The sequence below is a fragment of the Alteromonas sp. ABH4_454 genome (assembly GCF_056311775.1).
On sequence record NZ_CM149972.1, the window covers coordinates 2,203,050 to 2,229,195 of the forward strand.

Consider the following 26,146-nt stretch of genomic DNA (forward strand, 5'->3'; position numbering starts at 1 on the left):
GGTTACTGTAAAAAAGGAAAAGAATCGTTTTCCCTGAACATAGACGATTTCAATTCGGTCGAATTTGCCAAAACGAAGTGCTTGGACGATGGATACAAAGGAACCCTAAGATTAAGCGCAAGTATTGATATGGTCCTTTCTCAAGGATTAAACCGTTTTCAAACAGTAGCGTTAGTGGAAAGCAATGGCTTGGTGCGATCAATAGTTAACAACAGGGCTATGCTTACCAAAGAGCCAGAGCTTTATCTTAACAAGATATCTTCTAAAGTTTTTTCCAAAAATGCCGCGAAGTTAGATGATAGTGTTTCGCTTTTCGGGACCCATTTTGAAGACATAACCCTCGATAGAAACGACTACCGTGTCTATGTGCACCCGATAGTAAGTAGAGGCTTGAGCGCTGATAAAAAAGAGTACTTTTTAGTTGGCCTGGTGAATAAACAGTTAATAGTAACTGAAAAACTCAAGTTGCCTTCTGAAGTCCTCATGTGGCTTATATTAGCTCTATTATTATTCATAGCATGTACGCCATTGCTAAAATTACGGTTTGTTAGTGCAACCTATGCCATACAAAGGGGGGACAAAAGCCAAATAATACTAGGGCTTATTATTGCGGTAGGTATTCTATCTATAGGACTATCCCAACAACTGTTTCAAGGTTATTTAGTATCTGTAAAAGAAGAACAGCTAAAAAACATTCATAAGTCTATTGTAAATGATGCGAAGAGTGAACTAATTCGCATTATTGCCGCTACTAACCCAAACTGCGCAGATAAAGAAGGGAAAGATAATAGGTGTGAAGTTGACTATGTTACAGCATCCCAAATATATGGCACGGAGTTGAAAGATAGTCCAGCTCTATATGTTATTGATGGCGTTTGCAAAGATAATAAGTTTAAAGTCTATGATGTAAAAGCCCCCCATATATGTGAACCTGTGTTTGGTGGCTGTTCAATCCAATACATTATTGATAGTGAGTGGCAAGATAACATAGTTGATATACAACCTAGCAAAACAAGAACCTTTCTAGAAACAGCAATATATTTAGATGGGAATGGAAAAATTCAAGTTGACGAGCTGGATGAAAAACCTAGGTACGCATCATCCAGATTAGAGCTAGGCAAAGATACAGACTTGTCACACCGCGAGTATTTTAAGCGGGGGAAGAAGAATGAGTTCTGGAGTTTTGGTAATACCAAACTATTTTTACAGCGTATTTTTAATATTGAAGATGGGCGATTGAATTCAGTTATTGCATATCCAGCAAAAAGCGCAAAAGAAACAAAAACTTCGAGTAAAAATACAACAAACGACGAAGATAAAAGTACAAAATTAAAAGTAGTCGGCGCGAGGATATCTTCGCTGGTTGATAGAGTTTTACCAAAGAACTTTGGGTTTGCAGTTATCGATTCGCAAGGCGATGTAATTTATCACAGCACAGACTCATTGAGTTTGGTAGAAAACTTTTATACTGAAATTAACCAAGATCCGCTTGCCATTATTGCAAACAATCATCGGCAAGGTGAAGTGATAAGCTTTGATGTGAATTATAAAGGCGCGCCTCATAAAATAGCGGTAGGTCCTCTGTTTGATTCTGACGAAAGCTCTACAGTCCCATGGAACTTGGTCGTGTTTTTTGACCCAAGTGAAGTGCATACAAACAATATGATCTTGGTATTTGTTGCTGTACTACTTTATCTCTTATTAATTATTCCTTCCTTTTTAGTGTGTCGATATTTGTTGGTCCAAAAATTTTGGCAGGACATTTGTTATTATGACGTTGAAATAGACACTCGTTATTATACATTATTCACTGTTTTTGCAGTCTCGATGGTGAGTTGTGTAATTAGTTTAATGGGTATTGTGCATAGTCTTTTAGCGAGGTTGACGCTGTGGGGGCTGGCCTGCGTTGCAATGATGTTTGTTTTATGCTCATTGTGGCGACTAAATTATTCCGCTTATTTTGGCTGGTATCGCCCTAAAATAATAGCATCGTTAATACTTATACCATTTTTTCTGCTTACTATTTGTGTGGATTGGAGACTTAACTACGACATTATCTTGTTAAACTGGCAAAGTGCTATCGTAGGAGGAATTACACTTTTAGCGGTTTCAGTGTTCACTTTGTATAGGCTTCAGTTTTGGAACAGCGAAGATAAAGGTAAACCCCTATTCAGCCCTAAGGCGGATACTCATTCTAGACAGAGAACAAATAAACAGCGATACCGCTTCCCTAACAATTACCCCGCCTATTTAGCCGCGCTTGTTTTTTTAGCCGCCGCTACACCTGCAACCATTATTACATACAGTGCTCATGAATATTTGTTGGAGCGGCAAGCAAATTTTGAAGAAGACTATTTAAGGCATAGCTTTAGAGCTAAGTCAGATGATCTTCTGAGATACATGCGCTTTATTTCTGAAAAAGAAGATATAGAAGTGCCCTTCGCTTTTCCCAGTGATTATGAGTCTTTAACAGCATCTTTCGTTTTAGAAACGGCTCCCAGAAGTAAAGAGGAAAGCACTAATATTAAAGAGGTGGATGACTGGAATTGGTTTATTTTTGACAGTGATCACTCGTCTTCGACAGATAAGCTTTTTGACTTGCTTTTTAACTCTACATTCGATGGGACTGATTTTGTTAGTCATCTGACATACGAAGCAAAACTCACGCTAACCGAAGGTAAGCGCCGTAGTGACGCTTTTCATTACCGAGCTGATAATTTCATGGTTTCAGCCTTATCTGACCCAAGGAGTAGAGTAGTCATATTGTGTATGTTCTTATTTCCTCTAGTTATTTTTGTAACAGTTAGACAATTGATTGTTCGCCGGTTAATGGGGGAGCATTTACAGGATCAATACAGAGTTAGGACCAAAAGTGAAAAAATCGACTATTATGCTACTAGTTTTCCCGACTTAACAAAACTGGACGACGTTAGTAATAGACGCTCACAGCTTATACTTAATACTACTAGAGCATTGGCAGAGGTAGAGCTTAACGAAATTGCTAAAAATAAAGAGATAATTCTCTATCAACAACAAGTATTCAGAATTATGGATTGTTTAGACAAGTTTTATTCTTCTGAAGAGCATCTTGAAACATTTTTCTTTTTAAAAAAGCTTAGAGCTTTCCTTAATGCAAATAAAAATAAACGAATTATCGTTGCTATTTCAGCGTTGGAACAGATAAGCCTAGACAATTCTTTGAGGAAGGATGCATTAGAGCTTCTTTATGAAATCCATAAAGATCCTAAAATTAGATTAATAATCATAGCTGAAACTGCACCCTTGTATCGTATTCTTACTCCAAAGGCTTACCAACCAAACTCAAATATTTCAGTAGACATAGATGAAAAAACTAGTTGGACGAAATTGTATTCTGAATTTGATAAATATTACGCATGGTCACCTGTATGCAAAAAAAGACTTGATAACCCATTTGCTCCGAAAGATTTATATGACTATGAAGTCAAGGCTTGGCCGGAAATGCGTGCATTAAAAGATAAGTATGACAGTTGCTTACTTCGCGAGCCTGAACAGGTTATAGAATATATGTTGGTGCATGCTGGGCCCATTTACAGGCGTAAATGGGAAGAGTGTACTATCAATGAAAAAGTAATTCTGTGGAGAATCGCAAATGGCGCATCGATTAACCCTGAAAGTACAACTACCATAGAGCGACTAATGAGACGTTGCTACCTGTATCGAGATAAAGGTTGGAGCTTGATAAATGAAAGCTTCAGGCAGTTTATACTTACAGCAGAGTCTGAAGCAACTATGAAAGAATGGCTAGATAATACGGATGTGGGAATGTGGACGGTATTAAGAGTTCCAATTTTTGCACTACTCTTGGTATTGGTTGCCGTTTTTGTTTATTCCAGCGGAAGCTCACTAGATACGTTTTTGGGTATCGCTACCGCGACTTTGGGCTTAATTCCCCTTTTAATCAAAAATATAAGTCTTTTGCGGGGAGGGACGGCAACTGATATTGAATGATGGCTTCGTATAAATGTTGGAAAATTTTAATAAAGAAACCCGCTTAAAAGCGGGTTTCTTTAGTCACTGTATCACGATGTTGAAATGGTTAAAGCCAACATCTTCTGATATAGCCGCAGATTACTTAGCAACCTGCTGGTGAAGTTTGATTAGGTCAGGAAGCTTTTTCGCGTAAATCGCTTTCTTAGTACCCGGGTGAAGTAGTTGGCTTACGAAAGTACGTAAGAAACCAAGTACAAAAGTTTGAACTCGGTCTGCATCTGCTTCGCTTGGATTAGCGATAAGCGTTTCTGTTTCCGCTTGTACTTTATGTACAATTGGGTCCATGGTGTCTTTGCCTGCAACAAGGTCGTTACCTGTTACTACACCTTTGCCAAGTAAGTCGCGTACGGCATCGTAAAGGTCGGCAGAAACAGCATTCGCTTGACCCCAATTTGCGATGTTGTACTCTTCAGAAATTTTATCTAGCTCGGCAGTTGGCTCGCTAGATTTCAATAGGCCTTCAATAAGTTTGTGTGCTTCGGTTTGTTTTACAGGTGTTGATAATTCTGACATGATTTACTTGATGAAATAGTGAAAAGGCGTTTTATAAATACTTTTCTATTTGCTGTCAAGGTGGTTAGTTTTTAGACGTATTTATTTTCTATACCTATCAATTGCTTACGCTTTTTCGTGCGGTAAAAACCGTTTACAGTCATACACTAGGTTATTTTCCATGTCATTTAAGTTAGTTTTTCGGTGTGTACCGTGAAAGCCATTTTTTTCGACCACGACGGTACGCTAATCGACTCAGAAATGACGCATTTCGAGTTATGGAAAACCATGCTTGCAAGTATGGGAAAAGAACTAACATTCGAGTATTACCACACGCGTATGGCTGGCATCTCGGTAATGAACAATGCTAGTGATATTATTCGGGATTTCTCGCTTGCATTAACGCCCCGAGAACTCTTTAAGAAGAGAAGGGCGCTGACACTTCAATTTCTACAGCACCAAGCATTTCCGTTAATGCGTGGCGCAAAAGAGACCCTTATGTTCTGTAAATCTCATGGCTTACGCGTAGCTATAGTAACGGGGGGCGCTCGGTTGGCGGTTGAAAAAACAGTGTCTTTCTATGGCTTTGAAGATATTGTTGAGTGTATCGTTTCTTCTGATGACGTAGTTAAAGGTAAACCTTCACCCGATTGTTATTTAGCAGCCCTATCCCAAATGCAGTTGGCACCCCATGAAGTTATAGCAGTTGAAGATACTGAGTTTGGTTTGCAAGCTGCCGTTAGTGCAGGAATTGAAACAGTGGTTATACCCACACCCTTGTCGGCTAATCATGATTTTTCTAAAGCAGCGTGCGTGTATGAAAATCTTGAGGACTGGGCAGCATCGCTGCCCCAGAGGTAGGGAGAGCGTTGCTGCCCTTAAAGTAAATAGAGCAGCGATTATGCCGTCATTCGCTTATCGTCTTTCTGCGAATTCATATTCTGTTTAAAGCGCGCGGGGAAAGGTAACGTGAGTAAAGGTCGCTTTGCCTTCGCTTCTTTACCTTTCGCCTCTTCAACGTTTTTCACGACACGAATATTATCGCTGCGTAACGTTTCCGCTTCGGTCTCTTTGGTAATTACCGCAACAGTTTCGCTTTTAAATTGAGCTTCTGATGCGCTTTCTGCTTCTAAGAAAGTAATACCAGCCTTTTTGCCAAGGTTGTAATCGTGACGAAGCTGCGCATCAGTACTGCCTAACAGCTTACTTTGAAGTTTGTTAGGTGCAAAAATTTGAATTACCTCAACCCCTTCAGGTGGGTTCTCGATAAACGCTAATTCTTTTTGATACGCATGCTCATGTTGCAGTAAATAGTCGATAGTTTTTGGGCAGGTACCCGTTGCACACATTACTGCGCTTAGCTTTTGTAGCCAAGGTGATTGTGCTTGAAAGCTCTCGTCCACTGTTCTAATCACTACAATTTTTGTAGCACCGCGCCTATAAGCCTCTGTGACAGGTAAAGGCGCGGCTAAACCACCATCTAAGTAAAAATCGGTATTGGCAGCTCGCTTGGCTTCAATTTCAGTGTGAAGCGGAACACCTTGTTTGTATAACAAAGGCAGAGCGCTTGATGCTTTAATCAATTCAACCCAGTTGTTTTGGCTCTTCATAGGGTTTAGAAAATATGCTTTTCTGTCTCTAGAGTTCGTGGCTGTAAACAGTATTTCTCTATCTGCCACATTGTTTTTAGCCGTATCTAAATCTAATAAACGGTTAGCTTCTTGGGTTTTATCAAAGTACCAGTCTAAATCGACAATATGTTTGCCCACTAAACCACGGCCCATCTGAAAGAAACGCTTATGTCGTGTTAAGCCGCGAATAAGGCGTTTTGCATACCCTTTTTGACGTGCAACAAAACTTGTTAAGTTTTGCGAGCCTGCCGACGTGCCAATAAGGATATCGAAGGGGTCATGCCCTGCATCTAGCCATGTATCAAGTACACCTGCTGTGAAAATACCGCGCTGACCGCCACCTTCTGCGACTAAAGCAACTTTGCTATTAGCAGAATTTTCAGCATTACGAGCATTAGTTGATGCAGATTGTTGACCGAACATGATGACCCTCTATTTGACCATATATAAGTTGACTACTTGGTCTAATTGTAAGGAGATCACGTGTTAGGGGAAAATTGAAAGATTGAATCACATTAATAGGAAATAACTGATACAAAACGTTTTTTGTTATTACTGTGTGATTTTTATGTTTACATTTCGATCGTTACGAAGCAGTCTGAATAAATAACAGAAAGTTAGGCATGATAGGAAAAGTATCAATGAATATCGTGGTGTTAGGCGCGGGTAGTATTGGTTGTTATGTTGCAGGTTGTTTGTTGGCGTCCGGCTTTGCGCTTAATGGGTCCAATACGCTTACACTTATTGGTCGACAGCGATTATGCAACGACATCGTAGCAAATGGCTTGAAAGTGACAGACTGGCAGGGCCGCAATCAAATGAGCGACGCTCATCACGTCAGTTTTTCATTAAATAACGATAGCTTAGCTAATGCAGAGATCATTCTACTATGTGTTAAAAGCCAAGATACCGAGAGTGCTGCCAGCATAATTAATCAGTTTGCGAAGCCTCAAGCGCTTGTTATCAGTCTGCAAAACGGTGTGGGCAACGCTGATCTATTACGACAACATTTAGAACAAGTTGTTATTGCGGGCATGGTGCCTTTCAACGTTTTTTACAAAGGAAAGGGGCACTTCCATTGTGGTACAGAGGGGAATTTAGCTTTAGAAGATCCCGACAATCATTGTACAAAATTAGTTAAGGCGCTTGAAAACGCTTCCCTGCCGGTGACGATTTATAGAGATATGGCAGCGGTGCAGTATGGCAAGCTCATTATGAACTTGAATAACGCGGTAAATGCTTTGTCGGGCATACCGCTTAAATCGCAGCTAGGGAATAGGCAATACAGGCTGGTAATGGCAAAGGTATTGTCTGAGGCGTTAGCAGTATTAAAAGCGGAAGGAATTGCACCAGCAAGAACCGGTAAGGTCATTCCCAAGCTGATGCCAAAAATTATGAAGCTGCCTAACTTTTTGTTCAAGGCGGTTGCTGCATCAACGCTTAAGATCGACCCCGAAGCACGCTCCTCCATGTATGAGGATTTGGTACTAGGAAGGCGTACTGAAATAGATTACTTAAACGGTGAGATAGTCAGGTTGGGCAAAAAGCATCATATCGCGACACCGGTCAACGCCTATATTGTTGAACTAGTTAAACAGAATGAGCAAAAGCAACAAGGAAGCCCGTGTCTATCGGCAGAGGCTTTGCTACCTACTGAAAAACATCAGTAAAACTTACCGTCTGCAAAAAAACTGATTAGCTATTTATTTGTGCGCAGCAAAATTAATAGCGATTAATTGTGTAAAAGGAATTTTTGAAGTGTATTCACCAAGTGCACTTTATCAACCGGTTTACCAACGTGAGCATTCATGCCTGCGGCTAGGCATTCGTCGATATCTTGCTGCATTGCATTTGCAGTCAACGCCACGATCGGCGTATTTTTCTTAAGGATTTGGCGGATGTGTCGTGTCGCGCTTATGCCGTCCACCTGCGGCATCTGGACATCCATAAGAACTAAGTCGAATTCTTGTTTTGCCATTGCATCAATGGCCTCTTGTCCGTTAGACGCATAATGCAGATCCAATTTAAACTCTTCCAATAACGCCTTCATTACCTCTACATTAATATCATTGTCCTCGGCTAATAACACCCGCTTTCCAGCCAATAAATAGTGAGAATCTTCTTCGTTCGCTGCAGAAGACATACTGTCTGTGTCAGCAGCTATAGCAAAGCTTACGTCAAATGAAAATGTGGTTCCCTTGCCAAGTTCGCTTTCAACGGTTAAAGAAGAGCCCATTAATTTAAGCAGGTTGTTGGTAATATTAAGCCCCAATCCTGTACCGCCGTATTTTCGCGCGATAGAACTTTCCGCTTGCGTAAAAGGCGTAAACAGCTTTGCCTGGTTTTCTTTAGAGATGCCAATACCAGTATCTTTAACCCAGCAATGAAGGGTGTAATGACTATCGCAAGCTTCAGTAACGCGAACACCTATTTCGACAATGCCTTCTTTAGAAAACTTGATGGCGTTACTGAGCAAATTAGCCATAATTTGCTTAAATCTGAGTTCATCGAACATCAGTTCATCTTTGAGGTTTTCATCAACATTTAGCACTAGGTTCAGGTCTTTGCGCTGCGCTTGGTCAGAAAAAATGTCAATTAATGTACTTATACTCGATTTTACGTGATGCGGCCCGATAGCTAACGTTAGTTTGCCGGCTTCTATTTTCGAAAAGTCCAATAGGTCATTGATAAGTTGCAGAAGCATTTCCGACGCAGTGACGATTTTCTTTGTTAAATCTTTCGTTTCGAAATCAGATGAACGTTTAGCTACGGTTTGACCAAATCCAATTATGGCATTCAAAGGCGTGCGGATCTCATGGCTAATATTTGATATAAATTCTGACTTAATGCGGCTGTGTAGTTCGGCTTTGTCTTTTGCCGTTGAGTAAAGTGCATTCGCCTGTCTTGATTTTTTTAGCAGAACTAAAATGATTACTATGGTAACCATCGTTAATGCAACCAACACAGAAAGTAGCTTTGAGAATAACTCTTGTGTCTGTTGCGCTTCGTTTTTCAACTTTAACGCTTCTTCAAAAGCTTTGTTCTCATTCTCAAGTAAGTTCGCTCTCTCTTTTTCTTGGGTAATTTGTTGAACCAAGTTAGCGCTTTCAATTAGTTCTAAATCTTCGTACTTTTTCGCTTGTAAATATGCTTCGTGAAACACCTCAAACTGTTCGAACGCTAATTTATAATCACCTTTTGCTGCGGTGATATAAGCCGCAGTTTTGTCTAACTGGGCACGCCATGTCGTTTGTTCATCCTCCCGATTTTCATCATAAAGCTCGCGTGCAAGCGCTAGCGACTGATAGGCCTCATCTAACTCGCCTAAAGTAAGGTGTGCTTCTGCTTTCAAGCGATAAATTTCACTATTGTAAAAAGATGAAGAAAGGGGATGGGCTAGTACTTTTTCAGATAGCGCTATTGCAGCTTTTAATTCTCCAGCACGATAGTAAGTGGTTGCTATCCCGTAGGTTGCTAGAAATTCTGAATAGTTAATATCAATTTTTCTATCGTGTTCAACGGCGCGTTCGAAGTAGCCAATGGCGTTATCATAATCACCTAAATTTCGATATAAAATACCAATGGCATAAAGGTTGTCGCTTTCTAAAATCCGTTGATTGGCTGCTTGGGCGCCAGCTAGTGACTTTTCATAAAAGCGCAATGCAAGCTCGTAAGCCCTTACCGACTGATAGTAATCTGCCACGATAGAATCGTAGAGAGGCCTGAGGTAAGAAAGTTCATGAGTGATCAGCAAATCATTAACCGTATTAATAAGCTCTGCATTAGGAGCGAAAACCTGCCCCTCACTATAAGTAAGAATTTGGTAGATTAGGGCATAGGCTTTGACATCAGCGGGAAGGGATGGCGTAGAAATTAACGCGTCAAAACGTTTGTAAGCTTCTGTGTAGTCTGCACTTATGCCATACATTCTCGCTATTCCTGCTGCGATAATGAGGCCATCTCTGGATTTATCTTCTAGCTCTTTTAATTCGCGTAAAATATTGTCATTCGGTCGCTGATGGATTAACAATTGGTAGCGAGCGTATAAAGCGGCGACCGTTCTTTTTTCGTCTACTATCAATGTATCCGATAGCAAAAGCGTTTCTAACTCATCAATTGCAGCGCCTATTGGCGTGGGCGAGACAGTTTCTACTTGCCGACTGATTTCGTTAACCCGGTCAGCTATCGAAGCGTGAACATGAAACGCAGCAAAACTTATTGCAAACACAAATAATAATGTAGAACAAAAAAAACGGGTCAAAGTCAGGCGCCTCCCATGCGAATGCAGCCTCTATATTAAACGATTAAGGTAGTTTATAACTTAGTCAATAAGTCTAAACTATTCGAAGGTACGACAACATTTCAAGGAGAAGAGAAAATGAATGAAAGCATTAAACTCAACTACGTAGAGTTTGGGTCATTAAACTTAAACGCATCTAAAACGTTTTTTGAATCTGCGTTTAACTGGAGCTTTACTGACTACGGTAGTGAGTATAGTGCCTTTAGAAATTCAGGGTTAGATGGCGGCATCTTTGCAGCGGAACGGGTTTCAAAAGCAGAGAGCGGGGCGCCCTTGTTAGTACTTTATGCTAGTAACATTGCTAAAGCACAACGTAATGTAGAGAGCGCGGGCGGAACAATTACCAAACCATTATTTGATTTTCCCGGTGGGTGCCGTTTTCATTTTGTAGAGCCTGGCGGCAATGAACTTGCTGTTTGGTCTGAGTCGGCTAACTAGTATCATACTCTTTTCTAATGTTTTACGTACATTACGAGGAATACTAGAAATAAAAAACGCCTTACCAGTTAATGGTAAGGCGTTTTAGGTTTTACTGAGTAAAATTAAGTTTTAGTTTTGCTCAAGCACAATACGCAGCATTCTGCGAAGCGGCTCTGCAGCGCCCCACAATAGCTGATCGCCAACGGTGAACGCTGAGATATACTCAGGGCCCATGTTAAGCTTGCGGATACGACCTACTGGAATAGATAGCGTACCGGTTACCTTGGCTGGTGTGAGTTCCTGCATAGTCACTTCACGATCATCAGGCACGACTTTTACCCAGTCATTGTGTTTCGCTAAGATTTCTTCAATCTCGCTAACCGGCAGATCTTTCTTCAATTTAAGCGTAATCGCTTGGCTGTGACAGCGCATGGCACCTACGCGTACGCAAATACCGTCGATAGGTACTTCGCTGCCTTTTATGCCTAGAATTTTGTTTGCTTCGGCTTGGGCTTTCCACTCTTCACGGCTTTGACCTGAAGGTAGCTGTGAGTCGATATACGGGATCAGGCTTCCTGCAAGCGGTACACCAAACTGTTCACTTGGGTAGTCTGCGCTTCGAATAAACTCGGACACTTGCTGATCGATATCTAAAATTGCGGTAGCAGGATCTGCTACTTTATCTTTTACATTGCTGTGAATAGCGCCCATTTGGCTAATAAGTTCACGCATATGCTTAGCGCCTGAGCCTGAAGCCGCTTGGTAAGTCATGGGTGATGCCCACTCAACAAGGTCTTTTTCAAATAGACCCCCTAGCGCAAGCAGCATAAGGGAAACGGTACAGTTTCCACCTACGTAGGTGCGAATACCTTTTTCAATGCCACTATCAATTTCTTTACGGTTTACTGGGTCTAGTACAATGACCGCATCATCTTTCATGCGAAGGGCTGACGCTGCGTCAATCCAATAGCCATTCCAGCCAGACGCACGAAGATCATCATAAACGGCTTTCGTGTAGTCGCCGCCCTGACAAGTAATAATAATATCTTGTTTTGATAGCGCCTCGATGTCGTGCGCATCTTCTAAAACACCTGCATCTTTGCCAGCAAAGTTTGGCGCCGCAATACCCTTTTGAGAGGTGGTAAAAAAGGTGGGCTCAATGTGCGCGAAATCTTGCTCTTCTTGCATTCGCTGCATTAAAACTGAGCCAACCATACCGCGCCAGCCCACTAAACCTACTTTTTGTTGTGACATTAAACTGAGAACCCTTGTTACTAAAATGAAAAGTACTTCATCACTTATGTTTGTAGCAATTGGCCAATACTCTAGCCTTTTTATAAATTGGCGTGTATTGGAAAAACATAAAAGTGATGTCGAACGCCGCGTGCCTAGCGCACTGGCGCAATACCTGTCGTTTTTATTTTTATCTCCGCAGTCTAAGTGTTATTTGGCGCGCTGGCTAGATGGTTTTTATAAATAATCTATCGCTGATATAAGCATTTTAAACACGATGGAAATGTAAGCTGTTTATTATATAGATTACCTTGAAACTGCTTTAACGAAACCTGCGCTTATCGAGTTTAGGCATTATTGATACTTTAATGTTAGGCAATTAATTAAAAGAAAGATTGAGCCAGAATTTTTTAAGAAAACTAACGGGTAGAGAGCAATAATGAAAACAGTATTGATAACAGGTGCCACTGACGGCATTGGTCTAGAAACGGTAAAGATGTTGGGCAAAGAAGGTCACAACGTAATTTTACACGGTAGAAATAACGCGAAACTGGAGAATATAAAAGGTGCGCTAGAGGCTCAATTTCCAGGAAGTACGTTTGATACTGTTCAAGCCGATTTATCTTCGTTCGATGATGTAAGGCAGCTCGCAATTGCAGTAAAAGCCAAAAATAAACATCTAGATGTATTAATAAATAATGCCGGCGTATTTACAATGGATAACCCCGTCACAAGCGCAGGGCTAGATGCCAGATTTATGGTGAACACCATAGCGCCTTATATGATCACTCTAGGGTTAATCGATGTAATGGATGCACAAAGTAGAGTGATAAATGTGTCATCGGCTGCACAGGCTCCTATTAATTGGAGCGCGTTACGCGGTGAAATTCAGCTCTCAGATGGTGCTGCCTACGCGCAAAGCAAGCTAGCGATTACCATGTGGACCATGAACTTGGGCAGTAAATACAAAAATAATGGCCCTAAAACGGTATCTGTAAATCCGAAGTCGCTTTTGGGCAGCAAAATGGTGAAAAGCGCTTACGGTATTGCTGGGGGCGACCTGAAGCTTGGCGCACAAATTTTTATGGATGCCGCTTTCTCTGACCGGTTTGCCGATGTTGCAGGAGATTACTTTGATAATGACCACAATACCTTTGCTGCACCACATCCGTTTGCTAATGATCCTTCTCATATTAAGATGTTAATTGCCGAATTAGACGCCATCATCGCGGCGCATTAACGTTTTTGATGCGCTGTAAAATTAGCTTCTCTATTTTACGCTCTGATTAAATAGACAAAACTTCAAACACCTTGCTAGTGAAAAATAGGCCTACAAATTGCTTTAAACCTTATTAGTAATCCCTCACAATGTGTGAGGGATTATAAAATGTTGAGATACGTTAGACGAATAATGTAGTTCTTAACATGGACAAAAAGTGAGGAAAGCATGCAGTACGATAGCCACAACAAATTTGCTACGACAACCGTATTTTTACACTGGCTGGTGGGGTTAACCATTATCGGGTTACTCGCTACCGGCATTTACATGTCAGAAAATGGTGTTTATGCGCTTTATCCATGGCACAAGGCCATTGGTTTTATCATCTTATTTGTCGCGTTAGCCCGCGTAATATGGCGTATGAAGAACGGCTGGCCCAGTGCAGCTGCTAACTACAAACCCATTGAACACAAGTTAGCCACAGTGGTGCACTGGGTTCTGATTATTGCAACATTAATGATGCCTATATCAGGTTTAATGGCCTCGGTACTTGGAGGACACGGCCTATCCGTTTTCGGGTTGGAAGTATTTGCCCAAAACTTTAGTGTAGAAGACCCAGAAAAAACACTGCCTATCAATTACGAGCTGTCTAAGCTGGGTGGAGCGATTCACTTCTATTTAGGATACACCGTAATTGTCGCTTTATCGCTACACATTGCTGGCGCGCTTAAGCATCACATCATTGATAAGGACGGTACGTTAAAGCGTATGCTGGGTAAAACAATTAGTGAATAAAGTGTGAAGCACTTAAATACATCTATCTAGATGTACCATTTGGTGAGTAATAGCACGAAGATGAAAAAGAAAGCCGAGTTATCTAATAACTCGGCTTTTGTATATTAGAAAGGCGCAAAACTATCTTTTGGCGCGTTAGGAACTGTCCATCTCGATTTGGCATCAGCTTTTGACGGTGGTAAAACGCCCCGAGGAATTTGCATGCTATCGCCATATAGCCATAGCACCATGTTAGTTCTGCTGCCACCCGTAATTGGCTGCGCGGCGTGAGGTACACTGCCTCTGTGAAGCATAGCAACACCAGGTGCAAACACTGTACGTGTTACCTTGCCCGTTTCCTTATTAAAGAAGTCAACTTCCGACCCTTTAAAGGTTTCCCCTGGCACATTTAGGTTGATATTCATTGTCGCAGCAGACGCGTCAGTGTGTGGTCTAAGCGATGTGTCCATGCCTTCCTGGTATTGAATGGAGAAACCGAACGTCTGGCTATCGAACCCCATTACTTCAGGAAATAGCAAACGCGAAATAGGGCGCATGTACTTGTCCATGATTAGGTTATAAAACGTTTGGAACGTAGGTGCGGCCAAGTAACCTTCAGAACGTGCATCCAACATACCGCCGTTGCGATTTAGCGCAATACCGTAAGGAGGGCGAAGGGGTATGCCGGCATCGGCTACACCGTCTAAGTAAGCACGCAGAAGATGAAGTTTTTCAACATCAAATAGCTGAGCTTGATACACTCCTGGCAATACTTCCTCCCACAAATTTGCCACAGCCTGTTCTTTAGCTGGGTCTTCCCACGCTAGGGTAACAGCATTGCGAAGCGGTTCGCTTATCAAGTTTTCTGTTACCCATTCAGTCTGACTGCTCGTTTTGCTCATCCCATTCCTGCCATGCGCTCTTAAGTAATAAGCGGTTGCTGTCCCAAAAGCGTTGAACCGACGGCGCTCGTTTTAACATTTCATCGCGACTAGGAAGGACTAACGAGCGTGCTTGTTGCAAGGCTCCGTCTGTTGCTTCAACGTTATTTATAGTTGCTGTTTGCGTTTTTGAAAGGGTCATAAATATTCTCCGTTTAAATGCACTGTATCGGCGCAGGTTACTCGTTTGCATTGATGACAGTGCGTCGATGGCAAAAGAATATTGCACTTTTTAAAATTTAAAAATGCGTTATTTATAGAGTCAGAATATAGATTTTGTTGAAAATTGAAGTATGCCAATAAATTATCAATAAAAACTAAATACTGCTTCAGTACTTATGGGGTTTTTCATTCAAATTGCTGTAGGTATAGTTCGCGACCTATTTAACGCTTCGTCTTAAAAAACGAATAGCGTGCAACTTTTTAATGGGGGGAGATAAAATGAATGCTTCAGTTAATTACCACGTAAGAAAGCCTTTTACACAGGCATTTGAGTTTGATGTAGATGGTATTGATGGCAACTTGATATCGCCCGAACTTTTAACGACCAATGTTAAGGTCTTCGACATACGAAATAGCGACGTGAATATTGGTTTCAAAACCCATGGAATTACTTTTTTAGAAGGGCTTAAGGTGGTTCCTTACCCATTCAATGAAGATGAAGAAGCACTATATAATCGTAAAATAGTGGAACTGCTTCAATCACAAATTGGTGCGAGAGAAGTCTTGGTGTTTGATCATACTGTACGTATCGATGATGAAAATGCGTCGCGCAGACCTGCGAGAAACGTGCACAATGATTACAGTGAGAAAGGTATTCGGAAGCGTCTTATTGATTTAGTTGGAGAAGAAAAAGCCGCTGAATATCACAAAGGGCACTTTGGTTTCGTAAACCTGTGGAGACCCGTTGAAAACACCATCATGTCTTCTCCCTTAGGTTTTATCTACCCTGACTCCATGGATATCGAAGACTGGATAAACATTGAGCTTTGGTATCCAGACCGCAAAGGGGAGATTTTAGGCGTAGCACCTAATCCTCAACATCGCTGGTTCTATAAATCTAAAATGCGCGTGGATGAAGGTATTATTTTTAATATTTACGATAACAATGGGATCCCCCACTTAGCGCACAGTGCATTAGACATGAGCGAAGAAGGCGCTAAAAGTACAATGCGTAAGAGTATTGAAAGTAGGGTGCTGGTAAAATATTAGGGTGGCGTGAAGAGCGCTAACTCATATCTTCATCATCTAGCCTGCACTGGTTAGCAAAGATAAGGTAGTCGTCTGGCGCCGATACTTTATTTTGTTTCGCTTTATACATAGCAATGTCGGCCAGCTTAATCAGTGCATGCAAATTACGACTTGTTTGAGGGTAAAAGGCAACGCCCACGCTCATAGAAACCACCGTTGGCTTACTATCGTTGTTAAAATAAAAAGGTTGTTTAACGCCAGCATTCACTTTATCTACCACTTTCTGAACCGACGCTTCATCATCCGCTTGCAGTAACAACATAAATTCATCGCCGCCCCAACGTATCGCGACATCGTTTTTGCGTATTTTTTCTTTCAATTGCTCAGCAACAAAAATGAGAACCTCGTCACCCGCGTCGTGACCGTAAATATCATTTACCGCTTTAAAACCGTTAAGGTCAATCAGTGCCAACGCGAACTGGTGTTCCTTTCTCATGAGTTTGGTTATGAGCTTTTCACCGCCATTTCGATTGTAGATACCCGTTAAAGCGTCAAAATCTGCTTGTAGCGCAAGCTTTTGTAACTCTTGTCTACGACTCGAAATGTCATTTAACGTAAGCTGGTAGTAACGTTCACCTTCTTCTGTCAATAATGGGCTAGCAATAAGTTGAACCCAAATGGCATTGTCATTTGCGCTACTTTTTAGCTTGTACTCTCCCGTCGCAAACTCGTTTCGCGCAAAGGCTTCTTGAAGTGCGGCTTTCATTGCTTCTGGTGTTTCAAATAGTTCGTCTAACAGTTCGCCATAGCCTTGCTTTATTCCAAGCTCAGTCTTCTCTACCAAATCATTAAACGCGTCGTTTCGAAGCGCTATAGTGCCATTATCAGCCATCAAAACAGTTGCAGTTTTGGCGTTCTCAAATAGCATCCTAAATCGTTTTTCAAGAAATTCGATTTCTTCTCTTAATTGTCGTTCTTGGGTAAATTGCTCTTCGACTTTGTTCAGCAGTTGGTTAGTGTCGTAAACGAGTTTGCCTATTTCACTGCGCGAGTGATATTTAGGCGTTGGGATCCTCTGAGATGTTCCAGGCGTGATTTGGTGTAAAGAGCGGCCTACTCGTAACATAGGGGAAATAATAATGTAGTAGGTGATTATCAACGCCACTATACCAACGACCAAGGCTTCAGCGTACAGTGAGTAGCTGTTGTCGATACTGGTTTTTTCTGCTTGGTGAATAATGTATTCGAAATTGGGGTAGACATTCACCTCAGCAAGCGATTCTTCTGGCATAAAAGGGTGCCTAACCACAAATACCCGAGGTTCCGTACTTTTATTGATAGCTTCTGTTACATTCGTTTGGTAGTAAAGGGCTTCGCTTTTTATAGAGGCCGCTAGAATTTTGTCAGTTTTAACCAAACCGTTAATGGCTTCTTTTGCTAAGTCTTCATCTTCTAAAAAAGCCGCGATGGATGCGGTTGCACCAACGGTTTGATAAAGCTCTTCGATATCCCTGTTAGCTTCGTTTATTTCGTTTTCATAAGTCACGCGATAAAAGAATTCAGCGGTAGTAAGTACCACTAACATGGCCGCTGCGACTAAAAACAGTGAAAAACGAAAACCTAGACCTTGTACGTTAATCAAAACGATAAACTACCTTCATGTTGCTGGTGACCGTCGACTCATAAATATAGGCCAGTGCCGATTCGTCTTCCTCAAGCCGCACCTTAACATCGTCGATGGTTTGCTCTACCGCAGGAGGTTTAACGCGGCCTGAGAATTTTAGTCGCGACCAATAGGCATTAACCCTCGCAAGCGGAAGGCCCACTAAAGACTTGTAAAACTGACTTTTCAATTCGGAATCTAGTTCTACATCAATAGGCGTGGCTTCTTTTCCATTTGGGAACGCCGAGTATTTACCCATAAATAAATCGATTAAGCCTTTTTTATCCAATACCTCTACATCATTATTGAAATTAGTGACAACGACAATTTTTTCTTGCGCTTGCACCATAGAAAACATGCTTAGCATTAGTAGTGTTATAACAGTTATCAAGGGGATGGGTTTTAATAAATACATACTCCCCCCTTAAAAGCTAAAACTTAAGGCGAGGAATAGGGTGTGTGCTATACCGCCTTCATCGTCAACGACTAAACCATCGCGGGCACGAAGGCCGGTACCTCTTGCTTTAACGTTGGTTCGTTCAACTTGTGCCTTAAACGCTAGGTTTTCTCGTAGGTCCCAGCGCCAGCCCACAGAGAATGTCTTCTGCCGGTGAGCCAGTGTGCTGGCTACCTCTTCTACAAACATAGCGAGTTCAGCTGTAGCAGGAATGATGGGAAATTCAGGCTGCTCTTCGCTTAGAAAGTAGGTATCGGTTTCTGCAAAAGAAAATAGACCGTAAAAGGTATGCGCACCATAAAGGTAACTAATATTTAGAAAACCGTTAAAAGAGGGCCTTAATGCAACAGATTCTGAATCAATATGCGAAAGTTCACCGGATACTTCCCAGTCGCCTAAATAACGGTTGGCATAAAGAGAAGTATATTGAATAGTCGCGTCGCGCAGTCGCAGTGAATCCGAAAAGTCAGCCGCGCCGCTCCAAAAAGGTTGTAATAACTCTACAGCGGAGGTGACTTGTGCTATATCGAAATTATCGTTATCAGCTTCGGTGCGTGTGTGTTTTAACGCTACGCTCCAATCAAAAGCGGTTAACTCAATGCCAAGCGTGCGTAAATTTTCAAAGGTGATAGGTTCGAAATCTTTACTTGAAAAGTCGCTTTCTCCTTTACCCCAAAATCCTTTAACTGATAAGTTGAAGTTTTCATAACGTTTCAAGTAACTGATATCAGCGCCATCAAGGCTTCTAGCCGGGACAATGCCGTAAACTTCTGTAGGCACTTTCACCCAAGGGTAGGCAATAGATACATCCCTCGTATCACTAAAATGGAAGATATCGGCTGCAAGTCTTCCGGCTCTAACCTGCCACGAAGGCGTTAGGTTATAGCGCAAAAAAGCCATCTGCGTTATTGAGTCTATGTCCTGCTCATCTTGCTCTCTATAAACAAATTGCCCTACGAAGTCGAGGTTGTTTGAAAGGCTGTAATCGAGCTGCACGCCAATAAGACTTAAAGGCTTAAATGCAAAGCCATCTTTTTTGGCAAATTCGGCTTGAGCCCGGTCGTTTCGAAATTGATACTTGTTGGTATCAGCGGTAGCGGTTGCTAAGGTGCCAAAACCGCTAATCTTAAGTTTGCTTTGTTCTGCTGCTGCAACGTTAGCTAGCAGCAGGCTGAAGATGGCCGTGAAGAACAAGTACGGCTTTTTCATCATTGTATTACCCAATTTGACGTCTGCGTTAAATGTTGCCGAAAAAGCATTGTTTCGACAATTTTACTTTAGTACAAGCATAGTAGAGAAACGGAGAAGCTACTGAAAAATTGGTGTTTTGTTTTGCTAACCAAAAAAGTAAGAAAACCAGTTTTCTTAAAATTAGATAATCTTAAAGAACTACGCCGTTTAACTTTTCGTCCCAATACGGCGTGCCGCTAAAGCGTTCAGCTAAAAAATCAATAAACGCGCGGACCTTAGGAGCTAATAACCGGTTGCTAGGATACACTGCCCACAGTGCACATTCGGTAGCAAGCGGGTAATCTTGTAGTATTTGAACTAATTCGCCGCTTTCTAACTGAGGGTAGCTACACCAAGTAGCAGTAAGGGTTATACCGCAACCTTGAATACAGGCATCGCGCACCGCTTCACCATTATCCATACGTAAATGATTAGGCGTTTTCACTGATGTAACCCCATGGGCTCCCTTAAAGTCCCACACCTCTAGCCCTGTTAGGTTTACTATTTTGTGGTTTTTTAAGTCGGATGGTGTTTCTGGAGCGCCGTATTTATCTATATAGCTTTTGGCGGCGACAATAATACGTTTGTCATCAGCGAGTTTTTTCGCGTGTAAATTACTGTCTTTCAATTCGGCATCGCGAATGGCAACATCAAAGCCACCTTCTACCACATCCAAAATACTGTCGCTGAACCTGAAATCGATATTTAGCTGTGGGTATTGTTCTAAAAATTCAGGGATCGCAGGTACTAAATGCATTCGACCAAATGAAGCAGGGGCAGTGACGCGTAATGTTCCTTGTGGCGTTAACGCGCCGCTCCCCACGGCTGCTTGCGCAGTTTCAATACTGTCTAACACTTCTTGCGCATGGGGCAGAAAAAGCTTTCCATCGTCGGTAAGCGATACTTTCCGCGTGGTTCTGTGAATTAAGCGAACACCTAGCGTTTCTTCAAGTTTACCAATATGCGCGCTCGCCACGGCAGGTGAAATGTTAAGTTCACGCCCCGCTAAGCTGATATTTGCTGTGCTCGCAATACGCACAAAAAGCTTGAGGTGTTCTATGTTCATTTGAATTATCAATAAAATCTAAAAACTGTTTGTCTTTATACACCAATTATCATCTGAAGTTCTAGTATTTATGATTAGTCCCGTACCCAAACAACAGGATTTAAAGGAGCTCAAACATGAAAGCGATGGTAATAAACGAATTTGGCGGTTCTGAACAATTTACACAAAACGATATTCCAGAGCCAACCGTAAAGGCCGGGCATGTTGTTGTGCGTATTGCAGCAAGCAGCGTTAACACAATCGACATGATGATTCGCCAATCGGGGGCCGACTTACCCTTTGCTCCACAACTACCAGGCGTGTTAGGTATGGACTTCGCAGGCACTGTTGAAGCTGTTGGTGAAGGCGTTACAGACTATAAAGTAGGTGATGAAGTTTACGGCTGTGCCGGTGGTCTTGGCGATTTACAAGGCTCACTTGCAGAAAAAATGCTGGCAGATGTTCGCCTTATCGCTCACAAACCTTCGTCTCTTTCTATGAAAGAAGCGGCAGCCATTCCTCTTGTAGGTATTACCGCGTTTGAGGGGCTAACTCGCGCACTCACCAGTGAGGGGCAAAAAGTACTCGTTCATGGCGGTGCTGGTGGAGTAGGGCATATAGCAGTACAGCTTGCCAAGCATATGAAGGCTACCGTATTTGCTACAGGTGGCTCTGATGAGCAAAAAGAAATTATTGAATCTTTAGGTGCAACCTACATCGATTTCCGTAGTGAATCAGTTGAAGACTACGTAAGTAAATACACTGATGGTAACGGCTTTGACGTGATTTTCGATACGGTTGGCGGTAATAACCTTCAAAATTCATTCGCTGCTGCAAAATTAAACGGTCAGGTTTCGACTACTTTATCTTTACTAGAAACCGACTTGTCGCCTGTTCATTTTAGAGGACTAAGCCTGAACGTCGTGTTTATGTTATTGCCTATGATCCACAACGTGGGCCGCGAAGCGCATGGCGAAATACTTAAACAACTGGCGACCATTGTAGATGCAGGCGCACTAAAACCGATTATTGATGCCGAAGACTATACATTCGAGCAAATCGCACAGGCTCACGATCGTTTGGCAAGCGGTAAAGCAGTAGGCAAAGTCGTCGTTACCGTAGACTAGTTTTATCCTTTGAAGTTAAGGTAAACAAACTTCCCGTAGTGCTTCCCTTAGCACACCCTTCGCCGCAGTAATCTTTACTGCGGCTTTTTTATTTGTATCTTTTATTTAAAAGCGCCGTTTGGCAAAAGTCAGTGCTATCTACACAGTTCAAATGTTTTATAATTCTCTGTGCAAAGGAGAACTAAACGTGAATGAATATGCTCGGTATTTTAATGGCTACCCTTCAACTATTGTAGAACAAGCCCTACAGCTAATTTCGGACAATCGGCTAAAAAGCTACTTGTTGAAAAAATATCCCAAAGCTCATGATATAACTACAGATAAGCTGCTTTACCAGTACGCGACGGATTTTAAAAAGCAGTACTTAAAAAATGCGCCACCATTTGGGCGCGCCGCGTTTAAGAAACAGGGAGATATGGTTACCAATGCGTTAGGTACGCATACCTACCGTATGCAAGGTAAAACGCGCAAACACGACTTAGCCATTAATAGTGATTTGCTGCGTGCACCTGAGCCTTTATTAAAGGCCTTAGTAGTACATGAGTTGGCGCACTTTAAAGAAAAGGACCACAACAAAGCTTTCTATAAACTTTGTTGCTACATGGAGCCGGATTACCATCAGCTTGAGCTAGACTTGCGGTTATTCTGCGTAGCCGTTGCGATGGGAGAGAATCCTTATGGGTAGTACTTATGCCTTGATCTTAGGGGACGTCTATAATTGTAGTGCCGCTTATACGGCGATATAGCGGTTAAAGTGAAAGATGTTAAGCGAATAAGGAGTATTGATGAGCATTGCTAAAATTATGTCTACTCGTGTAGTCAGTGTGCATATGGACGATAGCTTGCAGTCGTTAAGAGAGTTATTTGCGGCAACAGGGTTTCATCATTTGGTTGTGGTTCACGATAATAAACTTCAGGGCATTATATCCGACAGAGACTTAATGAAATCGGTTAGCCCTTTCGTCGACACGTTAAGTGAGCGTATGCTTGATCGCGCTACGCTTGATAAACGCGCCCATCAAATTATGACCCGTGAAGTGATAACGCTAAATCCCACTGATTCAGTATTCGCGGCCATTGAGCTTTTCAATACGCATAAAATTTCCTGCATTCCCATCATTGATAAAGATAAGCACCCAGTTGGCATGGTGTCGTGGCGAGATGTAATGAAGTTTATGCAAAGTAGGGTGGAGGCTAAGCGCTAGCTCTGATTTATTTAGCCCTACTTTGTACTATTTGTTTGACTTGGGTTAGTTGTATTAATTTAACGATGCCCTGCAACCTTTAGGCATAGAGGCCCTTCCACCAGAGTAAAAAAGCTTTTCGGTAGAAAGGCCAACGATGATTTGTTAGCTTTTGCGATAGCTAACTTTAAACAGCAAGCTATAAAGCACGGGCACAGCGATAAGCGTAAGCACTGTGGCGAACGCCAATCCGCCCATAATCGTCACAGCCATGTCAGCAAAGAAGGCGTCGAATAGCAGCGGTGCCATACCTAGTATGGTAGTAACTGCCGCCAATGACACAGGACGTACACGGCTTATTGTGGCATCGACTATCGCTTGTCGAATGGCCAACCCTTCTTCTATCTGAAGGTCAATTTCTTCAATAAGCACTATGGCATTCTTGATAAGCATTCCAAACAAGCTTAAGAAGCCGAGTAGTGACATAAATCCAAAGGGCATATCAGTACTAAGAAGGCCTGTAACAACTCCTACAACCGCCATAGGTACCACAAGCCAAATGATAAGTGGCTGGCGTGCATGACCAAAGAGCAATACCGAGATAATAAACATGACTAAAAAGCCTGCGGGTAAGCCTGCGCCCAGCGCTTTTTGTGCATCGCTAGAGCTTTCAAATTCGCCGCCCCATTCCAAGGAATACCCTGATGGCAGGTCAATGTCTTCAATAAGTGGGCGAATTCTAGCTAATGCTTTGGCCGCGGTTTCATCGTCACCCGGCTCCGCTTCCACCGTAATAGTGCGTACGCGGTCGCGGCGATGAATGCGCATTTCTTCAGTCATTAGCTCTAAGCCTTGCGATACCTGTGTGAAAGGCACGTACTGGCGCTGCTGCGTAGACCATACTTGCGATTCGCGTATTGACTGAAGCTCGGTATCTTCTGCTTTACCCATTTTCGCAACAATGTTGTAGGCATAGTCGCCGTCTTGCACTGTACCTAGCTGAACACCGCTACTTGCGTACTGTATGGTTTGGCTAAAGTCGCTATGCGATACGCCAGCAATGCCAGCATTGTAATTGTCAAACTGCGTATTAATGGCAAAGCCTTTTTCACGCCAGTTGTGACGTACGTCTTTTACTTCTCCGTCAGCAAAGAGCAAAGCCTTAGCTTTTTCCGCTAATTCACGAAGCACTTCAGTATCTGGGCCAGAAAACCTCGCTTCTAATTTTGCACCCGAACCGGGCCCAAACTGCATGCGCTCCATATAGAAATTGGCGTCGAAATCTAAGTCAGTCAGCTTGTTTCTAAGCTTCTCTTGAATGGCTGGGATGTTATCCAGTTCATTCGCCCGAACCATGAAAAAAGCATAGTTTTCGTTAGCGCTTTTAGGTGCATAAGTGAGGGTAAAGCGATCTGCACCCTGGCCAATAAAGGTAGTTACAGCCGTCACGTTTTCCATTGCTAAAATGCGTGATTCAGCTTCTTTGGCAATGACTTCAGTGGCTCTTATGTCTCTGTCTTGTGGGCCCCAATAATGTACAAAGAATAGCGGCGCATTTGATGGTGGGAAGAAACCTTGTTTTACCATACCAAAGCTTCCATAAGCCACGATAGTAATAACAAACAATGCACCAATAGTTACCCAACGAAGTTTAAGTGCGCCTAACAACGTGCGCTTGAACCAGCGCTGCGATGCTGAGAGTTCGTTGCCTGCAGTCTGACCCATACCTTTTCGGTAGAAATACGCGCCGAGAACAGGCACTAACGTTACTGCTAATACCCAGCTGATCATTAGTGAAACTAAGACTACGGCAAATAACGAGTAAAGAAACTCGCCGGTGGCATCGTTTGAAAGACCTATGCCTGAGAATGCCGCAATACCAATAACGGTTGCGCCCAGTAGCGGCCACTGAGTACGTTTAACAATAAAGCTGGCAGACTCTTTAGCGGTTGAGCCAGTGGCCATGCGAAGCATCATACCTTCAGCAACCACAATAGCGTTATCTACTAGCATACCCATGGCGATAACCATAGCACCAAGGGATATACGCTGAAGCTGAATATCCATGAGCCACATCACAAGAATAGTACCTAGTACGGTAACAAGAAGCACAGAGCCAACGACTACACCTGAGCGCCATCCCATGAATAAACACAGGGTTAAAGTAACCACAGCGACTGACATGACAAGGTTATTAATAAAGCCAGTTACCGACTCATCAACCACTGAAGCTTGGTCGTATATGGGCGTCAGCGTAATGCCAACAGGTAGCTCTTGAAGTAGCTTTTCTACTTTTGCGTTTACACGTTCGCCTACATCAACAATATTTACATCAGTTAAGGCTGAGACAGAAAGTGTTAACGCTTCTTCGCCATTGTAGCGCACGTGAACAGGTTGTATGTCTGCGGGCTCTAATTTCAATGTGGCAATATCGGCAACTCTAAGTGAACGGTTAGTGCCCGGCACTACCACAGAAAGGTTTGAGATTTCTTCAAGCCTATCTGGTGCGCGCTCTACAATTAGACGCACATTCTTTTCGTCTACTTTAATACGGCCACCGTTAAAGGGCCTTAAGTTATCTTCAAAAAGAGCGGCGAGATCAGGAAAGGAAATGCCTAAGCCTGCTAGTTGGTAGGGGTTGATATACGCCACAATTTGTTCTTTTTGAACGCCAGTGACGTTTACTTTTGCCACCCCTTCCGTGGTAAGCAGGTCGCGGCGTATAATGCGGGCAAACTCGCGAAGTTCTCGCGTATCAAAATCCGGCGCGCTCAGCGCGTAATACAGGCCGTATACATCGCCAAAATCGTCGAACACTATGGGGTCTTGTGCGCCGGTGGGCAGTGAACTGGCAGTGTCTCGAAGGCGCTTTCTTAATTCATCCCATATCTGTGGCAAGAGGTTACTGTCGTAAGTACTCTTAACTTCAACGGTAATTTCAGAAAGGCCCGGTGATGAAACCGACGTCACTTCCTTTAACTGTGGCATTTGCTGAATAGCAATTTCCAAGCGCTCGGTAACTTCACGCTCCACTTTTTCAGCGCTAGCTCCAGGATAGTTGGTGTATACCTTAACCTGTTTAATAGTAAACGCAGGGTCTTCCAAACGGCCTATCTTGCTCATAGCTAAAATGCCGCCTAAAAGCAGGATGACTACCATTAGCCAAATGTTGACGGGCTTATCAATTGAATAGCGTGCGATATCCAT

General features: G+C 42.5%; 21 protein-coding genes. 10 read left to right on the top strand and 11 right to left on the bottom strand.

What is annotated here, in order from left to right:
- Window positions 1-81 precede the first annotated feature (81 nt).
- Window positions 82-3,990, top strand: coding sequence for a PDC sensor domain-containing protein (locus ACYX4W_RS09605; protein WP_476075371.1), 3,909 nt, complete (start codon window positions 82-84; stop codon window positions 3,988-3,990).
- Between the two features lie 120 nt (window positions 3,991-4,110).
- Here ACYX4W_RS09605 and ACYX4W_RS09610 read toward each other — a convergent pair whose 3' ends face one another.
- Window positions 4,111-4,545 carry a hypothetical protein gene (locus tag ACYX4W_RS09610; protein ID WP_476075372.1) on the bottom strand — a complete coding sequence of 145 codons (435 nt, stop codon included), beginning with the start codon at window positions 4,543-4,545 and terminating at the stop codon, window positions 4,111-4,113.
- Between the two features lie 192 nt (window positions 4,546-4,737).
- Here ACYX4W_RS09610 and ACYX4W_RS09615 point away from each other — a divergent pair, with 192 nt between their 5' ends.
- Complete coding sequence (locus tag ACYX4W_RS09615) at window positions 4,738-5,385, top strand: HAD family hydrolase (RefSeq protein WP_476075373.1); 648 nt, start codon at window positions 4,738-4,740, stop codon at window positions 5,383-5,385.
- 38 nt (window positions 5,386-5,423) lie between these two features.
- Here ACYX4W_RS09615 and ACYX4W_RS09620 read toward each other — a convergent pair whose 3' ends face one another.
- The gene (locus ACYX4W_RS09620; RefSeq protein WP_476075374.1) at window positions 5,424-6,578 is read right to left on the bottom strand and encodes a patatin-like phospholipase family protein; all 1,155 of its coding nucleotides are present in this window, start codon (window positions 6,576-6,578) and stop codon (window positions 5,424-5,426) included.
- 218 nt (window positions 6,579-6,796) lie between these two features.
- Between ACYX4W_RS09620 and ACYX4W_RS09625 the strand changes: the two genes are divergently transcribed.
- Complete coding sequence (locus ACYX4W_RS09625) at window positions 6,797-7,825, top strand: 2-dehydropantoate 2-reductase (protein WP_476075461.1); 1,029 nt, start codon at window positions 6,797-6,799, stop codon at window positions 7,823-7,825.
- Between the two features lie 62 nt (window positions 7,826-7,887).
- On the opposite strand, the gene ACYX4W_RS09630 is transcribed toward ACYX4W_RS09625, so the two are convergent.
- A complete protein-coding gene (locus tag ACYX4W_RS09630; RefSeq protein WP_476075375.1) occupies window positions 7,888-10,416 on the bottom strand; it encodes an ATP-binding protein in 2,529 nt (842 codons plus the stop codon).
- Between the two features lie 117 nt (window positions 10,417-10,533).
- On the opposite strand from ACYX4W_RS09630, the gene ACYX4W_RS09635 reads away from it, so the two are divergent.
- Window positions 10,534-10,893: a VOC family protein gene (locus ACYX4W_RS09635; RefSeq protein ID WP_474807856.1), complete on the top strand. Its 360-nt coding sequence runs from the start codon at window positions 10,534-10,536 to the stop codon at window positions 10,891-10,893.
- Between the two features lie 111 nt (window positions 10,894-11,004).
- On the opposite strand, the gene asd is transcribed toward ACYX4W_RS09635, so the two are convergent.
- Entirely contained in the window at window positions 11,005-12,129 is a 1,125-nt protein-coding gene (asd, locus tag ACYX4W_RS09640; RefSeq protein WP_476075376.1) for an aspartate-semialdehyde dehydrogenase, read from the bottom strand.
- A gap of 415 nt (window positions 12,130-12,544) precedes the next feature.
- Between asd and ACYX4W_RS09645 the strand changes: the two genes are divergently transcribed.
- On the top strand, window positions 12,545-13,348 hold the full coding sequence (locus tag ACYX4W_RS09645; RefSeq protein WP_476075462.1) for an SDR family NAD(P)-dependent oxidoreductase: 804 nt from the start codon (window positions 12,545-12,547) through the stop codon (window positions 13,346-13,348).
- A gap of 207 nt (window positions 13,349-13,555) precedes the next feature.
- Window positions 13,556-14,122 carry a cytochrome b gene (locus ACYX4W_RS09650; protein ID WP_474835124.1) on the top strand — a complete coding sequence of 189 codons (567 nt, stop codon included), beginning with the start codon at window positions 13,556-13,558 and terminating at the stop codon, window positions 14,120-14,122.
- 104 nt (window positions 14,123-14,226) lie between these two features.
- Here the strand turns inward: ACYX4W_RS09650 and ACYX4W_RS09655 are convergent, their stop codons facing one another.
- Entirely contained in the window at window positions 14,227-15,003 is a 777-nt protein-coding gene (locus tag ACYX4W_RS09655) for a 2OG-Fe(II) oxygenase family protein (protein ID WP_476075377.1), read from the bottom strand.
- Window positions 14,978-15,184 carry a hypothetical protein gene (locus ACYX4W_RS09660; protein WP_476075378.1) on the bottom strand — a complete coding sequence of 69 codons (207 nt, stop codon included), beginning with the start codon at window positions 15,182-15,184 and terminating at the stop codon, window positions 14,978-14,980. The genes ACYX4W_RS09655 and ACYX4W_RS09660 overlap by 26 nt, the downstream gene beginning before the upstream one ends.
- Before the next feature lie 299 nt (window positions 15,185-15,483).
- On the opposite strand from ACYX4W_RS09660, the gene ACYX4W_RS09665 reads away from it, so the two are divergent.
- On the top strand, window positions 15,484-16,254 hold the full coding sequence (locus tag ACYX4W_RS09665) for a CmcJ/NvfI family oxidoreductase (protein WP_476075379.1): 771 nt from the start codon (window positions 15,484-15,486) through the stop codon (window positions 16,252-16,254).
- 16 nt (window positions 16,255-16,270) lie between these two features.
- Here the strand turns inward: ACYX4W_RS09665 and ACYX4W_RS09670 are convergent, their stop codons facing one another.
- From ACYX4W_RS09670 to ACYX4W_RS09685, 4 genes are all read right to left on the bottom strand, one after another.
- Window positions 16,271-17,875, bottom strand: a complete 1,605-nt coding sequence (locus tag ACYX4W_RS09670) for a sensor domain-containing diguanylate cyclase (RefSeq protein ID WP_476075380.1) — start codon at window positions 17,873-17,875, stop codon at window positions 16,271-16,273.
- Window positions 17,868-18,311, bottom strand: coding sequence for a hypothetical protein (locus ACYX4W_RS09675; RefSeq protein WP_476075381.1), 444 nt, complete (start codon window positions 18,309-18,311; stop codon window positions 17,868-17,870). The genes ACYX4W_RS09670 and ACYX4W_RS09675 overlap by 8 nt, the downstream gene beginning before the upstream one ends.
- A 9-nt stretch (window positions 18,312-18,320) precedes the next feature.
- Window positions 18,321-19,565, bottom strand: a complete 1,245-nt coding sequence (locus tag ACYX4W_RS09680) for a hypothetical protein (RefSeq protein ID WP_476054560.1) — start codon at window positions 19,563-19,565, stop codon at window positions 18,321-18,323.
- Window positions 19,566-19,734: 169 nt separating this feature from the next.
- Window positions 19,735-20,649 (bottom strand): LysR family transcriptional regulator, encoded by a 915-nt coding sequence (locus ACYX4W_RS09685; protein ID WP_476075382.1) that lies wholly within the window; start codon window positions 20,647-20,649, stop codon window positions 19,735-19,737.
- Between the two features lie 116 nt (window positions 20,650-20,765).
- Between ACYX4W_RS09685 and ACYX4W_RS09690 the strand changes: the two genes are divergently transcribed.
- The 3 genes from ACYX4W_RS09690 to ACYX4W_RS09700 all read left to right on the top strand — a co-directional run bounded on the left by ACYX4W_RS09690 (window position 20,766) and on the right by ACYX4W_RS09700 (window position 22,960).
- Entirely contained in the window at window positions 20,766-21,755 is a 990-nt protein-coding gene (locus ACYX4W_RS09690; protein WP_476075383.1) for a zinc-dependent alcohol dehydrogenase family protein, read from the top strand.
- A gap of 187 nt (window positions 21,756-21,942) precedes the next feature.
- A complete protein-coding gene (locus tag ACYX4W_RS09695) occupies window positions 21,943-22,440 on the top strand; it encodes a M48 metallopeptidase family protein (RefSeq protein WP_474835139.1) in 498 nt (165 codons plus the stop codon).
- A gap of 100 nt (window positions 22,441-22,540) precedes the next feature.
- The gene (locus ACYX4W_RS09700) at window positions 22,541-22,960 is read left to right on the top strand and encodes a CBS domain-containing protein (RefSeq protein WP_474807835.1); all 420 of its coding nucleotides are present in this window, start codon (window positions 22,541-22,543) and stop codon (window positions 22,958-22,960) included.
- Window positions 22,961-23,104: 144 nt separating this feature from the next.
- On the opposite strand, the gene ACYX4W_RS09705 is transcribed toward ACYX4W_RS09700, so the two are convergent.
- Window positions 23,105-26,146 carry an efflux RND transporter permease subunit gene (locus tag ACYX4W_RS09705; protein WP_476075384.1) on the bottom strand — a complete coding sequence of 1,014 codons (3,042 nt, stop codon included), beginning with the start codon at window positions 26,144-26,146 and terminating at the stop codon, window positions 23,105-23,107.